This is a genomic window from Altererythrobacter sp. CAU 1644 (assembly GCF_029623755.1).
Taxonomy (GTDB): Bacteria; Pseudomonadota; Alphaproteobacteria; order Sphingomonadales; family Sphingomonadaceae; genus Erythrobacter; species Erythrobacter arenosus.
Genome location: NZ_CP121106.1, coordinates 2,148,059 through 2,164,093 on the forward strand (window position 1 = coordinate 2,148,059; position 16,035 = coordinate 2,164,093).

Annotated in this window: 15 protein-coding genes; 11 read left to right on the forward strand and 4 right to left on the reverse strand. The window is 61.6% G+C overall.

Annotated elements, in window-relative coordinates; translation table 11 throughout:
* Nucleotides 1-54: 54 nt before the first annotated feature.
* The 7 genes from P7228_RS10640 to P7228_RS10670 all read left to right on the forward strand — a co-directional run bounded on the left by P7228_RS10640 (nt 55) and on the right by P7228_RS10670 (nt 6,255).
* Nucleotides 55-609, forward strand: coding sequence for a DUF3617 family protein (locus P7228_RS10640; protein WP_278015220.1), 555 nt, complete (start codon nt 55-57; stop codon nt 607-609).
* A gap of 63 nt (nt 610-672) precedes the next feature.
* The gene (locus tag P7228_RS10645) at nt 673-1,446 is read left to right on the forward strand and encodes an alpha/beta hydrolase (RefSeq protein ID WP_278015221.1); all 774 of its coding nucleotides are present in this window, start codon (nt 673-675) and stop codon (nt 1,444-1,446) included.
* A gap of 67 nt (nt 1,447-1,513) precedes the next feature.
* A complete protein-coding gene (locus P7228_RS10650; protein ID WP_278015222.1) occupies nt 1,514-2,941 on the forward strand; it encodes a circularly permuted type 2 ATP-grasp protein in 1,428 nt (475 codons plus the stop codon).
* A complete protein-coding gene (locus tag P7228_RS10655; protein WP_278015223.1) occupies nt 2,941-3,885 on the forward strand; it encodes an alpha-E domain-containing protein in 945 nt (314 codons plus the stop codon). The genes P7228_RS10650 and P7228_RS10655 overlap by 1 nt, the downstream gene beginning before the upstream one ends.
* Nucleotides 3,885-4,700 (forward strand): transglutaminase family protein, encoded by an 816-nt coding sequence (locus P7228_RS10660; RefSeq protein WP_278015224.1) that lies wholly within the window; start codon nt 3,885-3,887, stop codon nt 4,698-4,700. Before P7228_RS10655 ends, P7228_RS10660 begins: the two co-directional genes overlap by 1 nt.
* Before the next feature lie 4 nt (nt 4,701-4,704).
* Nucleotides 4,705-5,448, forward strand: a complete 744-nt coding sequence (locus P7228_RS10665) for a proteasome-type protease (protein ID WP_278015225.1) — start codon at nt 4,705-4,707, stop codon at nt 5,446-5,448.
* Between the two features lie 177 nt (nt 5,449-5,625).
* Nucleotides 5,626-6,255, forward strand: coding sequence for a response regulator transcription factor (locus P7228_RS10670; protein ID WP_278015226.1), 630 nt, complete (start codon nt 5,626-5,628; stop codon nt 6,253-6,255).
* 50 nt (nt 6,256-6,305) lie between these two features.
* On the opposite strand, the gene P7228_RS10675 is transcribed toward P7228_RS10670, so the two are convergent.
* Both P7228_RS10675 and P7228_RS10680 read right to left on the reverse strand, forming a co-directional pair.
* Complete coding sequence (locus P7228_RS10675; protein ID WP_278015227.1) at nt 6,306-6,980, reverse strand: extensin family protein; 675 nt, start codon at nt 6,978-6,980, stop codon at nt 6,306-6,308.
* A gap of 105 nt (nt 6,981-7,085) precedes the next feature.
* Nucleotides 7,086-7,463 carry a VOC family protein gene (locus P7228_RS10680; protein WP_278015228.1) on the reverse strand — a complete coding sequence of 126 codons (378 nt, stop codon included), beginning with the start codon at nt 7,461-7,463 and terminating at the stop codon, nt 7,086-7,088.
* Nucleotides 7,464-7,855: 392 nt separating this feature from the next.
* Here P7228_RS10680 and P7228_RS10685 point away from each other — a divergent pair, with 392 nt between their 5' ends.
* From P7228_RS10685 to P7228_RS10695, 3 genes are read left to right on the forward strand one after another with little or no spacing between them, the layout of a single operon-like run.
* Nucleotides 7,856-9,403 carry a TadE/TadG family type IV pilus assembly protein gene (locus P7228_RS10685; RefSeq protein ID WP_278015229.1) on the forward strand — a complete coding sequence of 516 codons (1,548 nt, stop codon included), beginning with the start codon at nt 7,856-7,858 and terminating at the stop codon, nt 9,401-9,403.
* Nucleotides 9,400-10,032, forward strand: coding sequence for a TadE/TadG family type IV pilus assembly protein (locus tag P7228_RS10690; RefSeq protein ID WP_278015230.1), 633 nt, complete (start codon nt 9,400-9,402; stop codon nt 10,030-10,032). The genes P7228_RS10685 and P7228_RS10690 overlap by 4 nt, the downstream gene beginning before the upstream one ends.
* Complete coding sequence (locus P7228_RS10695; RefSeq protein ID WP_278015231.1) at nt 10,011-10,667, forward strand: TadE/TadG family type IV pilus assembly protein; 657 nt, start codon at nt 10,011-10,013, stop codon at nt 10,665-10,667. The genes P7228_RS10690 and P7228_RS10695 overlap by 22 nt, the downstream gene beginning before the upstream one ends.
* A gap of 22 nt (nt 10,668-10,689) precedes the next feature.
* On the opposite strand, the gene P7228_RS10700 is transcribed toward P7228_RS10695, so the two are convergent.
* Together P7228_RS10700 and typA are read right to left on the reverse strand one after the other, a co-directional pair.
* Entirely contained in the window at nt 10,690-11,166 is a 477-nt protein-coding gene (locus P7228_RS10700) for a MaoC family dehydratase (RefSeq protein WP_278015232.1), read from the reverse strand.
* 46 nt (nt 11,167-11,212) lie between these two features.
* Nucleotides 11,213-13,036: a translational GTPase TypA gene (gene typA / locus P7228_RS10705; RefSeq protein ID WP_278015233.1), complete on the reverse strand. Its 1,824-nt coding sequence runs from the start codon at nt 13,034-13,036 to the stop codon at nt 11,213-11,215.
* Nucleotides 13,037-13,302: 266 nt separating this feature from the next.
* On the opposite strand from typA, the gene P7228_RS10710 reads away from it, so the two are divergent.
* Nucleotides 13,303-15,969 (forward strand): TonB-dependent receptor, encoded by a 2,667-nt coding sequence (locus tag P7228_RS10710; protein WP_278015234.1) that lies wholly within the window; start codon nt 13,303-13,305, stop codon nt 15,967-15,969.
* Nucleotides 15,970-16,035: the final 66 nt, after the last annotated feature.

Sequence of the window (16,035 nt, forward strand, 5' to 3'; positions counted from 1 at the left end):
GCACTGGCCACCAGGCTTGATAGTCTGAAGCCAGTTTATTCGGAGAACTCCACCATGCGTAAGATTGCCCTGCTCCTTTCGTTCGCGCCTCTAGCGCTTGCTGCCTGCAGTTCGGAGCCGGAGGCAAGCGATCCCGGCGAAGACCTGAGCATGGAGGAAGTCGCCGAACGGGCGAAGGCCAACGCGATGAAGCCCGAACCGGGCCAGTATCGCGTGACGATGGAGGTGCTCGAAGTCGATGTCCCAGGCGCGCCGCCACAGGCCGCAGACATGATGCGCAACATGATGGGCCAGCAATCGCACAGCTACTGCCTGACCCAGGCCGACGTCGACAAGGGCTATGAAGAGATGGTGCGCAACTCACAGGACAACAGCGATTGCACTTTCCAGCGCTTCGACATCGATGGCGGAAATTTCGACGCGCAGATGACCTGCCAGGCCGAGGGGCAGGGGACCATGACCATGACCATGAGCGGCCGGGGTACGCCGACCAGTTCCGAAGTCGACATGACCATGAAAGGCAACATGACCGGAATGGGAGATTCGACTTTCCGCATGAAGGCCAAGCACGAGCGAGTGGGCGACTGCAGCCAAACGGTCGCGCCGTAGGGAGATCGGCCGAAACCTTTCGCTTAAGCATGCATTCACCGGGTGGATGGATGATTCAGGCCAATGACTGTGCAAGCGCAACTTCAACCGGGTAACGCGCCTTTTGGCGTCCGCGCCGAGCTTGCGCGACGCTTTGCCCTTGCACGCGAGGCGGTCGAAACCGAGGCGCCCCGCCCAAGCGTACGTCGCATGCTGGGCGAATTCGATGTCATCGCCGAACCGATGCGGCGCCCGTTCCGCCGGCTCGAGATAGTCGAGGCCGCGAACAAGCAGACGGTGATGCTGCTGCCCGGTTTCGCCACCCATCCCGTTCGGATGCGCTACCTCGCGCGGCAGCTCGAGACAGCGGGGCACACCGCCAAGCGCTGGGGCATGGGATTCAACCTGGGTGTCCGCCCGGACACGATGGACCGGCTCGAACGTCGGTTGCTCGACCTGCGCCGCCGCAGCGGCCGCCCGGTGGTACTGCTCGGCTGGAGTCTCGGCGGGATTTTCGCGCGCGAACTGGCCAAGCGTCATCCGGCCGCGGTCGGCAAGGTGATCACCATGGGCTCGCCCTTCTCGGGCGATCCGCGCGCCAACAACGTCTGGCGGATCTACCAGTTTATCGCCGGGCACAGCGTCGATGCCCCTCCAATCGAGGCGGAACTATCGCTCAAGCCTCCGGTCGAAACGGTGGCACTTTGGAGCCCGCGCGATGGCGTGGTCTCCCCCCGCTCGGCCTGCGGGCAGGCGCACGAGCGCGACCGGGCCATCGCCCTGCGCTGTACCCATATCGGATTTTCCTACTCGCCAGAGGCCGTTCACGCGGTATTACGGGAACTCGATCGCTCCTGATTGCTTTCAATTGGGTGGGGCGCGCCAATTCCGGCGCTTGAACCTAATCCGCGATCGATGGGGATGAATGAACCGGGGCTCGGTCAAATTTGACGAAATGCACGATGCCGAAGGTGGCGTGCGCGAGGCCTATTCCGGTTATTGCGAGTGGTTCCACGAGCAGGACACCAAGTCGCTCAAGCGAAAGGATGCCGAAGCCGACGAGAACTTTCGTCGAACCGGCATTACCTTCAATGTCTATGGCGAGGATGAGGCCGAGGAACGCCTGATCCCCTTCGACATGGTGCCGCGGATCATCACCGCGAACGAATGGCGCAAGCTGACCCGCGGGATCGAGCAGCGCGTGTCGGCGCTCAATTCCTTCCTTTACGATCTGTATCACCGCCAGGAAATCATTCGTGCTGGCCGGATCCCCGAACGGCTGCTGCGCAACAATGAAGCCTTCCTCCAGAACATGGTCGGCTTCACCCCGCCGGGCGGAATCTACACCCACATCGTCGGCATCGATCTGGTCCGCACCGGCCCGGACGAATTCTTCGTGCTCGAGGATAATGCGCGCACGCCCTCCGGCGTCAGCTACATGTTGCAGAATCGCGAGACGATGATGTCGATGTTCCCCGAGCTGTTCACGCGGGTCGGGGTCGAGACCGTTTCGAATTATCCGCGCCGGCTGGCGCGCAGCCTCGCGGCCTGTGCGCCGCAGTCCACCGAGGGCAAGCCCAACGTCGCCGTTCTGACTCCGGGCATCTACAATTCAGCCTATTTCGAACACGCCTTCCTGGCTGATCAGATGGGGGCAGAGCTGGTCGAGGCGAGCGACCTGCGCGTCGTCGATGGCAAGGTCCAGATGCGCTGCACCGCCGGATATCAGCCGATCGACGTACTCTATCGCCGGGTCGATGACGACTACCTCGATCCGCTGACCTTCAACCCGGATAGCGTGCTCGGCATTCCCGGGATCATGGACGTCTACCGCGCGGGCAACATCACCATCGCCAATGCGCCCGGGACCGGCGTGTCCGACGACAAGGCGGTCTACAGTTTCATGCCCGAGATCGTGGAATTCTACACCGGCGAGAAGCCGTTGCTCCCCAATGTCGAAACCTGGCGCTGCGCGGACAGGGAGAGCCTGAAATACGTGCTCGACAATCTCGCCGAGCTGGTGGTGAAGGAAGTGCACGGTTCGGGCGGCTACGGCATGCTGATCGGGCCGACCGCGTCTCGGCGGGAGATCGCCGACTTCCGCAAGAAGCTTGAGGCGCATCCCGAAAACTACATCGCGCAACCGACCCTGTCGCTCTCGACCTGCCCGATCTTCACCAAGAAGGGGCTGGCGCCGCGCCATGTCGACCTGCGGCCCTTCGTCCTCGTGTCGCCCAACGGCATCGACATCACGCCGGGCGGGCTGACCCGCGTGGCGCTGGAGAAGGGCTCGCTGGTGGTCAATTCGAGCCAGGGCGGCGGGACCAAGGACACCTGGGTGTTGAAAGACTGATGCTGGGCAAGACCGCCAACGGACTGTTCTGGATGTTCCGCTATCTCGAGCGGGCGCAAAACACCGCGCGCCTGATCGATGCCGGGCTGCGGATGGCATTGACCCGCGACATCGACACGGCCGAGGATGAATGGCGGTCGGTCATCGCAACCTCGGGCCAGAAGTCGGGGTATGAGGCCCATCACGGCACCTATACGGGCATCCAGGTGTGGAATTTCATCCTGCGCGACAAGGACAATCCGGCCAATGTCCGCGAGATGTTCAAGACCGTGCGCACCAATGCCCGGCTGGTTCGCACCGCGATCAGCGACGAAGTCTGGGAAGCTATCAACACGAGCTGGATGAGCCTCGACAAGATGCTCTCGCGCTCGGTCTCGCAAGGTCATGTCGGCGAAGTCATTCGCACCATCCGCCGCGCAGGTACGCTGGCGCATGGCGCCATGACCGGATCGATGCTGCGCGACGAGGGCTATCACTTCGCCCGCGCAGGCACTTTCCTCGAACGCGCGGACAGCACCGCGCGCATCCTCGACATGAAGTACTATTTGCTGCTGCCGTCGCTATCCTACGTCGGCACCAGCCTCGACAGCGGCCAGTGGGACCAGATTCTGCGCTCGGTCGCGGGTGACCGGGTCTATACCTGGCTCAACTCGGGCGACCTCGATGCGCGAGGGATCGTCGAGTTCCTGGTGCTCGACCAGCGGTTTCCGCGCAGCCTGGCGTTCTGCCACGGAGAATTGCGCGACCAGTTGGCGGCGCTGGCCCGCATTCACGGCAAGGAGGGCAATTGCAACGCCATAATCCGCGAGGCCGACATGCAGATATCCGAACTCACCGTCGATGAGATTTTCGAGAACGGGCTGCACGAATTCCTCAACCAGTTCACCCGGCGTAACGCGGCGATTGGCCAGGCCATCGCCGATGACTACAGGTTCTACGCGTGATGCGCCTCTCGATCCGCCATACGACCCGCTATTCCTTCACGCAGCCCGTCGTGCACGCGCTGCAGCGGTTGCGGCTGACGCCCAAGGAGACACAGGGTCAGAAGATCCTCGACTGGCAGATGGAGTATGAGAACGCGTCACCGGAACTCCAGTACGAAGACCAGCATTGCAACACCGTCACGCTGGTATCGGTGGAGAGCGGGGCCAGCGAGGTCGTGATTACCTGCCACGGCACCGTCGACACCCAGGACAGCGCCGGGATCATCGGCCGGCATTCGGGCCACTTGCCGCTGTGGTGTTTTCTCAGCCAGACGAAGCTGACCAAGCCCGGCCAGGCGATCCGCAATATCGTGCGCGAACTGCCCGATCCGGACGAGGACAAGCTGGCATTCCTTCACGCGCTCTCTTCCCGAATACGTGACTGGGTGAGCTACGAGATCGGGCGAACGGGGGTCGATACGACTGGTGAGGAAGCAGCCGTGGCCGGGCATGGGGTGTGCCAGGATCACGCGCATATCTTCATCGGCGCCGCGCGCTCGATGGAAATCCCGGCGCGCTATGTCAGTGGTTACCTGATGATGGACGATCGGATCGAACAGGAGGCGTCGCATGCTTGGGCCGAAGCCCACATCGATGGCCTCGGCTGGGTCGGGTTCGACATTTCGAATGGGATCAGCCCCGATCCACGCTATGTGCGGGTTGCCACAGGACGCGATTATCGCGATGCAGCCCCGATCACGGGCATCAGCTATGGCGGTACCGAAGGCGCCCTCCGCGTGGACATCGCGGTCGAACAGCAACAGGTAGAGCAATAACCAAATGACATATTGTGTGGGAATGATCGTCGATCGCGGGATCGTGTTGATGAGCGACACGCGCACCAATTCGGGCGTCGACAACATCTCTGTCTTCAAGAAGATGTTTCATTGGAGCGTGCCGGGCGAACGGATGATCGCGGTCATGACAGCCGGCAATCTCGCCACCACACAGGCGGTCGTGAGCCAGCTCGAGGAACGGGCCAAGGTTCCCGACGAACGCGACAACTCGCTGCTTACCGCGCCAAGCATGTTTCAGGTCGCTACCGACATCGGGCGGCTGCTGCGCAAGACCATTGCCGAACGCCAGAACGCCAATGGAGAGAAGGGCAAGGGACGCTTTACCGCTTCGATCATCGTCGCGGGGCAGATTGCCGGCATGGAGCCCCGCCTGTTCATGGTCTATCCCGAGGGCAATTTTATCGAGGCCAGCCACGACACGCCCTTCTTCCAGATCGGCGAGACCAAGTACGGGCGCCCGATCCTGATCCGCGGTTACGACCGCGAGATGAGTTTCGAAGATACGGTGAAGCTGCTGATGGTATCGTTCGATTCCACGCTCAAGGCCAACCTCTCGGTCGGGCTGCCGCTCGACGTCATGGTGATCGGGCGGGACGAGTTTGCGCCGATCCACCAGCATCGCGTCATGCATGACGATCCCTATTTCCAGGCGATATCGTCTGGTTGGGGCGATGCGCTGAAGAACGCTTTTCACTCGCTTCCCGACTACACTTTCTATTCGGAATAGCCGCAGAGCGGGTCAATAAGCGGTTTCCCGCAGGGGGGATTGCGTAATACTGGTTCGTTTCGGAGGTAAAATTTGGCGCTATTTCACTAGTAACTGCGCCAATAATTACTCAAATATTGCTCCAATACGGCTCCAGTACAGCGTGAAAGCCGGAACCAAAGTGGGCAGGCTTTGCCCATGACACGCAAGGCCACTCTTCACTTCATCGACAGTTCCAGCCGCACACGGGCGGAACTGGCAAGGGCAGGGTTTGATCTCGGGCACCATGCCGAGGTCTATGGGGACATCGGCGAGTTGTCGGTCCATCCGCCCCGCGTTGGTATCATCGTCGCCCGCGACGCGGTGGAGGAAGGCGGGGTCGCGATGACGCTTGAGCGGCTCGGAAGACTGGGGATCTGGCTGCCGCTGATCGCCTTCGATGCGCAGCCGCGGCCGGGCAGGATCGTGGAAGCGATCAAGTCTGGCGCGCTCGATTACCTGTCACTGCCGCTCGATCCGGAAAAGTTCGCCCGTTGCCTCGCTCGTATCGAGGGAGAAGCCGAGGTGTTCGGCGAGGCGCGCAAGCGCATGATCGAGGCGCGCAATCGCATCTCCAACCTGTCACGGCGCGAGCGCGAAGTGCTCGATTGGCTCGCAGAGGGCAGCAGCAACAAGGTTATCGCGCGCGAGCTCGAAATCAGCCCGCGGACGGTGGAGATCCATCGCGCCAACATGATGTCCAAGCTCGGCGCGCGGCACGCGGCAGAGGCGGTAAGGTTGAAACTGGAGGCGCAGATGGAACCGCGCATGGAGATAAGGGCGGTCTGACCGCGGCTCGGCAGCAGCCGGGTTTGTCGCAGTTCGTCAGGGCCCTTCGGTCAGCGGCAGAACCGCCCGTCACCATGTTCCAGATGAAAATGGTCGCGATGCGCCGCGTTGTAATCGGGGCCGAGCACGGTGCCGAAGCGCTTGCAGGCGCTCTGGTGGACCACACGCAGGAACTCGCGCTCTTTCGCGCTGCCCTCGCTCCAATCCGACTTCACCTCGATCCGCTGCCCATCTTCGAGCACAAAGGCGGCGACGTCGATTGCGGCGGCTTGCGAATGCGCCGAGCGACGCGAGGTTCCGGCGACGTTGCGACACGAATAGCTGCCCATGGTCTCTATTCTTGCAAGCGGGCTGCCGAGTATCTGGCGCGCTGCGCGATCGACCCCGAAGCGAGCCCAGCCCGACAGGGTTTGCGCAGTCGGGCAGGTGACCGGGCCGATATTGCTCAATCCGAATTGCCCGCGGTCTCCTTGGAGCGCGGACAACTGGACCGAATTCACCGCTTGGCATCCCGCTCCGTAGTAGCGGTCGGGGAGGGGAGAGAAACGGCTGCCCGTTTCACCCAATCCCGCGAGGCACATCTGCGCTTCCTTGGTGACTGCAACCGGCGCAGGCGCCGATACGGGAGCGCTCGAGCGACGTGTCGGCTGCGAGTCCCCGGCAGGGACCATCCCGCAGCCGGTCAGGCCGAGAAGGGCACAAATCAGGATCGCGCGCGTGTTCATGGCGGCGAGCCTGCAATATTATGGTTAACGAAATCCTAACATCGCCGCAGGTGCGCCTGGCATGAGACGCGTCGTGGGCCCCGGGCGACCGGCCGACTGTAGCGCCTAGCTGGGCAGTTCTTCGGCAACCTGCTCCCACAGTTCGATCTTCACACCATCCGGGTCGAGCACCCAGGCAAACTTGCCATAGCCTTCGTCGGCGGTGTCGAGCACTTCGACGTCCTTTGCGCGCAAGCCCTCAACGAAGCCGTCGAGATCGTCGACGCGCAGGTTGATCATGAAATGCGGATTGCCGGGCTTGAGATATTGCGCATCAGTAAAGTGGCTGATCAGCGAATAGGGGTTGGGTTTGGTTTCTTCCGACCACGGCAACTGGGGTCCATATGCGCCATCGATGCCTAGCTTGTCGCGATACCAGGCGCGCGTCGCCTCGGGATCCTTGACCACGTAGAACACTCCGCCGAGCCCGGTTATCTTGGCCATTCGAACCTCCACCAATCTGCGAATGCGCGACCACGCTACTGCGCGATAGAGGTCTTGGCAAAGGCAATGTCCGCGCCGCGAAAGAGAATCGAGTTCGCCCCGATTCGACGCGCCGGGGCCCTCCACCAAGCGAAAAACGGCGCCCGAGGATGTAAAATTTTATCACCCCGGAAAGCGGGCTCAATCCGTTAACCAACAGTCGGTCGGAAGTGCGGGTCACGCAGCAATCCCGCCTGTTTCGCGCCTGACGATGGTTAACCAGGCGCTACGAAAATACGCGGCCGAAAAAATCGGCTCCGCGCGACCCGAATCGCGCGTTTCCGCGGGCTGCAGTCCTTTACAGGCTGGTAAGACTAAATCGCTAACTCGCGGGCAGTTCCGGAGTTCTAGATATGAGCCAGTTCCTACGCAATCTCGCCCGCGATACTGCAGGCAACGCGTTGATGATGTTCGCCGCAGCCCTCGTGCCGATCCTGTTGATGATCGGCAGCGGGCTCGATGCGTCCATCACCTACATGGCGCGCAACAAGATGCAGAACGCTTGCGACGCTGGCGCATTGGCCGGGCGACTGGCCATGATCGGCACCAGCTGGACGACGGATACCGAGGCCGAGGCCCGCAAGTTCTTCAACTTCAACTTCCCGGCTGGCACCAACGGGGTCGATAACGTCCAGTTTTCGATCGACCAGGACCCCAATGACCCGACCATGTTGATTGGGAGCGCAACCGGAACCGTGCCCACCACTATTATGTATATGGTCGGATACGATTCCATCGACATCTCGGTCGCCTGCGATGCCACGCGCGATCTCGGTCACAATGACGTGATGCTGGTGCTCGACGTGACCAGTTCGATGCTCAACGAACCGTCGACCGGGGGCGGCGTGCCCAAGATCGACCTGCTGCGCGAGGGCGTGATGGGCCTTTATCGTGCGCTCGATACCGGGACTGGCGGCTCGATTACGCGGTACGGCTTCGTCCCGTTTTCGCAAACGGTCAATGTCGCTCGCAACCTGTCCAACCAGGATATCGTTCGCCCGCAATATTTTGTCGACTTGAACATGCAGACCTGCACCAAGTCGAAGGGTGTCACCACCTGCACCACGACGCCGGTCGGCCGTAGGTTGGTGGGACCGAAAGACTCCTACTACAACAACGGCCAGAACGGCGCTGCCAACGAGAACGCGATCATCCAGGGCTTCCGCACCAGCGGCAATGGCTGCATCGAGGAACGCCCGACCGTCGGCACCTCCTATAATGACGGCCAGTTCACCATCACCACCATGATGACGCTGGACGACATCAACGAAACGCCCGGCAACGCGGTGGACGTCGACAAGCAGTTCGGCCGGTACGAGCCGGTGACGATGGAAGGCGAGTGGTGGGACGCTTGCGTATCGGAAGCCAAGTCCTTTGCGACCTACGACTCTGAAAGCGCCTTTGAGACTGCGGTCGACGAGGCAACCGCCCGGGTCGTCGGCGGTACCTACTCGGATATCGGCATGCTGTGGGGTCTGCGCTTCTCGTCGCGCGACGGCTTCCTGGCCGCGACCAATCCCAAAGAGGTCGATGATATCCCGATCAACGTGCACATCATCTACTTCACCGATGGCTACACCTACGGCACCAACATGCACTACTCGTCGTTCGGGCTCGAGCGCTACCAGAACCGGCTGTTGGGTAGCGGCGTCTATGCCGACAATGCCGGGGCGTCCGTCGAGACCACCGCAAACCATCGCGAGCGGTTCCGCAACCTCTGCACGCTGGCGAAATCGATGGGCATCACCGTATGGGTCGTGACGCTGGACGTTCCGACCAACGCCGACCACCTGAATTGCGCCACCAGCTCCTCGCACTTCTTCGAGAGCGACGGGACCGATCTTGAGGATAAATTCACCTCGATCGGCCAGGGTATCGGCAATCTGAGGCTCACGAAATGACCGGTAAAGACCACCTGCTAGCCCGGTTCGCGAAGGACGAGAGCGGCGCCACGATCGTCGAGTTTGCGCTGCTTTCGATCCCGCTGATGGCAATCATCCTGGGCGGCGTCGACCTGGGATACCAGCAGTACACGCGCAGCCTGATGCAGGGCGCGCTCAATGACGCGGCTCGTCTCGCGGCGGTGGAGGATCCCCAGCTTGCCTACAAGGGCGACACGGTCGAGGAGCAGGTCGCAAACCTTGTGCGCGAAATCGCTGGTACGATCGCGCGCGACGCCGACATCCAGGTTTCCCAGAAAAGCTACTTCGATTTCTCGGATATCGGCAATCCGGAAACTTTGATGTCCGATTTCAACGGCAATGGCCAGTTCGATGAGGAAGATGGCGACTGCTGGGAAGATCTCAACGACAATGGCGAGTTCGATACGGACTCGGGCACGTCGGGGATCGGCGGGGCCAATGACGTCGTGTTCTATACTGCCGACATCAGCATGCCGCGCCTCGTTCCGCTGCACAAATTCGTCAGCGTGTCGGAGAAGATCGAGATGGAGCTCGAGACGGCAATCCGCAACCAGCCTTATTCCAATCAGGGTACGCCGGCAGTCCTGTGCGCGGTGCCGACGCCATGATCGCGCGGGCAAGACACCTCCTGCGTCGTATCTGGCGCGAAGACAGCGGCGTTGCCTTTATCGAATTCGCCTATGCTGCCCCGGTATTCCTCGTCCTGATCCTCGTCGGGATCGAGACAGCCAATCTCGCGCTGGCGCACCTTCGTGTAAGCCATCTTGCCATGACAGTGGCCGACAATGCCGGCCGAACCACCTCCGGGGTCGACGAGGCGCACGTCTATGAAGTTTTCGCCGGGGCCGGGGTCATTGGATCCGGCATCGAATTCGAGGAAAACGGACGGCTTGTCCTGTCGTCGCTGGAACATAATGGTCGCAACGGCGGCAACGAAGGACAGACGATCGTTTGGCAGCGTTGCTGGGGCGACCTCGATATCGATCCGGCTTATGGCGTGCAGGGGGACGGGGCGGACGATGACTCATTGCCCGACGGTCTGGGTGAACCCGGAAATCAGATCATGGCGCTGCCGGACACTGCGGTGATGTTCGTCGAGGCGACCTATGACTACCAGCCGATTGTCGGGACGGGCTGGTTCACGCCTCCCCAGATCCGCTACGAAAGCGCGTTCAACGTCCGCGGCCGGATGAACAACAATATCACCAACACGCAGAGCCTGACGCAGCTGACCTGCGATTGAGCGGACTACCGGTCGAGAGTCGTCAGAGCTTCAGCAAATAGCTGTGCTCGCCATCGAGCACGCGCTCGCCGTGCTGATTCTCGACGGTCGCTCGCATCTTCACCACCCCGGTCGTGCGTTGCGGCGTCAGTTCGGTGATCTCGAGGCACGGATAGAGCGTGTCGCCCGGATAGGCGTGCTTGAGAATCTTCGCGCTGACCTCGATCATGCCGATCAGCGCTTCGCCGACCAAATGCGGGAACGTTCCGGCGCCAGCCGCCGTAAAGCAAAGCACTTGCAGCCCGTGGGCAAGCGGGCCCGGATGGCCCAGTGACCGGCAGTATTCGGCGTCGTAATGGATCGGGTGGTTGTCGAGACTGACCGCCTGGAACGCGGCGAAGTTGCCATCCCCCAGCGTGCGTGAGGGCAGCGGAAATCGCTCCCCCACTTGCAGCTCGGCGAAACCACGCTGTGGTACGAGCCGGTGTGTGCCGTAAATCGGGGGAAGCTCGCCTGTCATCGCGCGAAGCTATCGCGGCGATGACAGGCTTACAAGCGCGCTGCGTCTATGCCGTTTCCATCTTCCGCCGGGCCTTCTTGCGCTCGTGCGGGCACAGGATTGCCTTACGTAGCCGGATCGATTCCGGCGTCACTTCGACCATCTCGTCGTCGTCGATATAGGCAATGGCCTGCTCGAGGCTCATCCGGCGCGGCGGAGTGAGGCGGATGGCGTCATCCTTGCCGGTCGAGCGGAAGTTGGTGAGCTGCTTCGACTTCATCGGGTTGACTTCGAGATCTTCCGGCTTGGCGTTCTCGCCGATTACCATGCCTTCGTAGATCTTCGCGCCACCGCCGATGAACAGCTCGCCGCGCTCCTCCAGTGCGCCCAGCGCATAGGGCACCGCTTCGCCGCCGCAGTTGGAGATCAGCACGCCGTTGATGCGGCCTTCGATCGGACCCTTGTAGGGGCCATACCTTTCGAACAACCGGTTCATGATCCCGGTTCCGCGCGTGTCCGACAGGAACTCGCCGTGATAGCCGATCAGGCCGCGGCTGGGCGCGGAGAAGGTGATGCGCGTCTTGCCCATGCCCGACGGACGCATTTCGACCAGCTCGGCCTTGCGGCGCTGCATCTTCTCGACGACCGTGCCCGAGTGCTCGTCATCGACGTCGATGACGACGGTTTCGTAGGGTTCCATGCGCTGGCCGCCTTCTTCGCGGAACAGCACCCGCGGGCGGCTGATGCCAAGCTCGAAGCCTTCGCGGCGCATGGTTTCGATCAGCACGCCGAGCTGGAGCTCGCCGCGACCGGCGACTTCAAAGCTGTCCTTGTCTTCGCTTTCGGTGATGCGAATGGCGACATTGGTTTCCGCCTCGCGGTACAGGCGATCGCGGATCATGCGGCTCGTGACCTTGCTGCCCTCGCGTCCGGCGAGAGGAGAATCGTTGACCGCGAAACGCATCGCCAGCGTGGGCGGATCGATCGGCTGCGCTGCGATCGGTTCCTTCACCGCGGGATCGGCGATGGTGTTGGCAACGGTAGCCTTCTCGAGACCGGCCAGCGCGATGATATCGCCGGCCTGTGCGCTTTCCACCGGAACGCGTTCGAGCCCGTCAAAGCTCATCAGCTTGGTGGCGCGGCCGACTTCGACGACCTTGCCGTCCATATCGAGCGCGTGGATCGGATCGTTGATCTTGATCGTGCCCGACTGGACGCGGCCGGTTAGTACGCGGCCCATGAAGTTGTCGCGGTCGAGCAGCGTCGCAAGGAAGGAGAAGGGGCCGCTGGTGTCGAGGCCCGGCTCCGGTACGTGCGCAACGATCCGCTCGAATAGCGGATCGAGTGTGCCGCTGCGCGCTTCCTGGTCCTCGCTTGCATAGCCGTCCCGGCCCGAGGCATAAAGCACGGGAAAATCGAGCTGCTCGTCGTTGGCATCGAGGCTGACGAACAGGTCGAATACCTCGTCGAGCACTTCCTGCGGGCGACCATCGGGGCGGTCGATCTTGTTGACGACGACGATCGGACGCAGGCCCAGGGCCAGCGCCTTGCCAGTCACGAACTTGGTCTGCGGCATCGCGCCCTCGGCGCTGTCGACCAGCAGGATGACGCCGTCGACCATGCTGAGGATGCGCTCGACCTCGGCACCGAAGTCGGCGTGGCCAGGAGTGTCGACGATGTTGATCCGCGTGCCGTTCCATTCGACCGAGGTGCACTTGGCGAGAATGGTAATCCCGCGCTCCTTCTCGAGGTCGTTGGAATCCATGGCACGCTCTTCCACGCGCTGGTTGTCGCGGAAAGTGCCGGATTGGCGGAACAGCTGGTCGACGAGCGTGGTCTTGCCGTGGTCGACGTGGGCGATGATCGCCACGTTGCGAAGGGAGCGGGACATAAGGGGCCTTGTAGATATGGGAGGGCGCCGCACATTGTTGCGTCGCACAATCGCGGGCGCGGTTAGCAGGGGTGGGCCGGATCGGCAAGCTTCGCGGCCCGAATTGAGGTGTGACGGTGTTGCAACAGGTGGGATTCGCCCACCCCTATGATTCCATTGCACCTTGTGATGATTTCCCCCGCAGCCTATCCCAGCAGAGCTTTGTCGCGGACTTAAGGCACGTGGGGATGCTTCGGCGGCAAGTCACTATTTTGAGAGGAGTTTCCATGCGTTCGATAAAGACCGGGGTCGCCGGTTCCACCCGCTTTGCACTGCTGGCCGGTACAGCCGCAGTCGCCATGTCCCTGCCCGCAGTCGCCCAGGCTCAGGACGAAGCTGAAGATGCAGCCGAAGAAGCCGCAGCCGAGGATTCCGACGACGGCTTTGGCAATGTCATCATCGTTACTGCAACCAAGCGCGAACAGACGCTGCAGGAAACCCCAGTCGCTGTCAGCGTCACGACCGCCGAGACGATCGAACGCGCCCAGATTCGCGACGTGGCCGATCTCTCGTCCGTCGTTCCCTCGCTCACTGTGAGCCAGAGCCAGAGCCAGTTCGCTACGACCTTCTCGGTGCGTGGTTTCGGCACGAGCGGCAACAACATCGGGCTTGAACCGTCGGTCGCCATGTTCGTCGATGGTGTCTATCGCAGCCGCTCGATCGCACAGATCAGCGACTTGCCCGACATCCAGCGCGTGGAAGTGCTGCGCGGTCCCCAATCGACCCTCTTCGGCAAGAACGCCAGCGCCGGTGTGATCTCGCTTGTGACGAAGGAGCCTTCGTTCGACTTTGGCGGCAGTGTCGAAGCGAGTTACGGCAATTACGACGCGATTGTGGTGAAGGGCTACCTCACCGGTCCGCTCAGCGACAACATCGCGGCCAGTCTTGCCGGCGGTTACAACCGCCGCGACGGTTACGTCACCAATCTCTTCAACGGCCAGGACGTCAACGATCGCAACCGCTGGTTCGGCCGCGGGCAGGTGATGTTCGACAATGGCGAGGCGCTCAAGGTCCGCTTCATTGCCGACTATGACGAGATCGACGAAGTCTGCTGCGCCGCTTTCAACTTGCGTCCCTCGGCTGCGACCGGAGCTATCCAGTTGCTCGGCGGCCAGGTCAATGACTTCAACGGCGTGCCAGATGCCGACGAGGTTTATTCCGACGTAGTCCCGTTCAACAAGATCAAGAACTGGGGCCTGTCGGGCCAGATCGATTATGATCTGAGCGATACTCTGACGCTGACTTCGATCACCGCCTATCGCGAAACCAAGATGAACGCCGATCAGGATGTCGACTTCACCAGCGCGGCACTGGCGACCGGCGCGAACATTGGCCAGGCCAAGCTCGACACCTTCACTCAGGAACTCCGGCTGGCCTCGAACTTCGACGGCCCGGTCAATTTCCTGTTGGGTGGTTACTACTTCGACGAAACCGTCGATACCGCCGACCAGATCATCTACGGTTCGGACTTCCGCGGCTATGTCGACCTGCTGATCCGCGACCTGACGGGCAATACGCAGACGGCCAATTCGATCGAAGCGACTTTCGGGGCTCCGCCAAACACCTTCTGGCAAGCGGGGCAGGGTTTCTTCAATGCGATCGAGCAGAAGAACGAAGCCTATTCGATCTTCGGGAACGTCGATTTCGAATTCATCGACGGTCTCGTCCTGACGTTGGGCGCCAACTACACCCACGACAAGAAGAGCATCGTGACCGACTCGGTCAGCACCGACCTGTTCTCGTCGGTGGACATCCCTGGTGCGATCACCGGGCTCAACAATTTCTTCATCGCGCAGACAGTCGGCGGCCTGCTCGGGCTTAACCCCCCGGGAACGCTGGCGACCCCGGCGCAGATCGCCTTCTTCCAGACCAATTTCCCGGCCGGATACCAGCAGGTTGTCGCGGGCGTGAATGCACAGACTGCACCGTTGCTCGGTTTCCAGTCACTGCAGTTCCTGCGGCCATTCCAGAATTGCCCCAATTCGGTCGAGGATTGCTCCTTCAGTGATGACGATATGTCGTGGACGGTGCGTCTTGCGTACGACATCACGCCGACGCTCAATGGCTATGCGAGCTGGTCGACCGGCTACAAGGGTGCCTCGTTCAACCTCTCTCGCGACAGCAGCCCGACTGCGGCAGATGTGACGGCACTTCGGAATGCGGGGCTCGCGGTTCCGAATCTGCGGGCCGGTTCGCGTTTCGCATTCCCAGAGGAATCGGAAGTTTGGGAACTGGGCCTCAAGGGCAACTGGGAATACGCTTCGGCCAATCTCACGCTGTTCTTGCAGAAGCTCAAGAACTTCCAGGACAACACCTTTACCGGAACCGGCTTCATCCTCGGCAACGCGGGTTCGCGCGAGACCAAGGGCATCGAGTTCGACGGTCGGGTAAACCCGATTCCCCAGCTCACGCTGAGCCTGGCAGTGACCTATCTCGATTCCATCTTCGAGAATTATGTAGGATCGCCGCTGGGCGACGTGTCGGGTCAGGAAATCCCCGACATCCCGCAACTGCGGGCCGTGTTCGGTTTCCAATGGGATCAGGAACTGGCCAATTTCGACCGCCTCATCCTGCGAGCCGACTATGGCTATGAGTCCACGCAGGTGCCCGACGATGGCCTGCTCGACTACATCGTGCGCGATGCAGCCGGCAATCCGATCGACTTCGGACCGGCCTTCGCGGCAGCACGCGCGTTCCAGTACGAGGTCAATAACCTCAACGCGTCGCTTACCTACGCGATGGACATGGGGCTCGAATTCACGATCTGGGGTCGCAACATCCTCGACGACCGGAACGTTACCGGCGTGTTCGATTCGGTCGCGCAGACCCAGTCGATCTCGGGCTACACCGATGCGCCGCGCACCTACGGTGGGACGATCCGCTACAAGTTCTGATCAGCCTGAGATCAGATGCATTCGGAAAGGGGTCGGTGAAAACCGGCCCCTTTCTCGTTGCAGTGC

Bases quoted from the DNA above. Each gene is read 5' to 3' on its own strand.
- P7228_RS10660 (WP_278015224.1), top strand. From the start codon at position 3,885: ATGCGCCTCTCGATCCGCCATACGACCCGCTATTCCTTCACGCAGCCC.
- P7228_RS10655 (WP_278015223.1), top strand. From the start codon at position 2,941: ATGCTGGGCAAGACCGCCAACGGACTGTTCTGGATGTTCCGCTATCTC.
- P7228_RS10685 (WP_278015229.1), top strand. From the start codon at position 7,856: ATGAGCCAGTTCCTACGCAATCTCGCCCGCGATACTGCAGGCAACGCG.
- P7228_RS10690 (WP_278015230.1), top strand. From the start codon at position 9,400: ATGACCGGTAAAGACCACCTGCTAGCCCGGTTCGCGAAGGACGAGAGC.
- P7228_RS10700 (WP_278015232.1), bottom strand. From the start codon at position 11,166: ATGACAGGCGAGCTTCCCCCGATTTACGGCACACACCGGCTCGTACCA.
- P7228_RS10665 (WP_278015225.1), top strand. From the start codon at position 4,705: ATGACATATTGTGTGGGAATGATCGTCGATCGCGGGATCGTGTTGATG.
- P7228_RS10675 (WP_278015227.1), bottom strand. From the start codon at position 6,980: ATGAACACGCGCGCGATCCTGATTTGTGCCCTTCTCGGCCTGACCGGC.
- P7228_RS10670 (WP_278015226.1), top strand. From the start codon at position 5,626: ATGACACGCAAGGCCACTCTTCACTTCATCGACAGTTCCAGCCGCACA.
- P7228_RS10680 (WP_278015228.1), bottom strand. From the start codon at position 7,463: ATGGCCAAGATAACCGGGCTCGGCGGAGTGTTCTACGTGGTCAAGGAT.
- P7228_RS10650 (WP_278015222.1), top strand. From the start codon at position 1,514: ATGAACCGGGGCTCGGTCAAATTTGACGAAATGCACGATGCCGAAGGT.
- P7228_RS10710 (WP_278015234.1), top strand. From the start codon at position 13,303: ATGCGTTCGATAAAGACCGGGGTCGCCGGTTCCACCCGCTTTGCACTG.
- P7228_RS10645 (WP_278015221.1), top strand. From the start codon at position 673: ATGACTGTGCAAGCGCAACTTCAACCGGGTAACGCGCCTTTTGGCGTC.
- typA (WP_278015233.1), bottom strand. From the start codon at position 13,036: ATGTCCCGCTCCCTTCGCAACGTGGCGATCATCGCCCACGTCGACCAC.
- P7228_RS10640 (WP_278015220.1), top strand. From the start codon at position 55: ATGCGTAAGATTGCCCTGCTCCTTTCGTTCGCGCCTCTAGCGCTTGCT.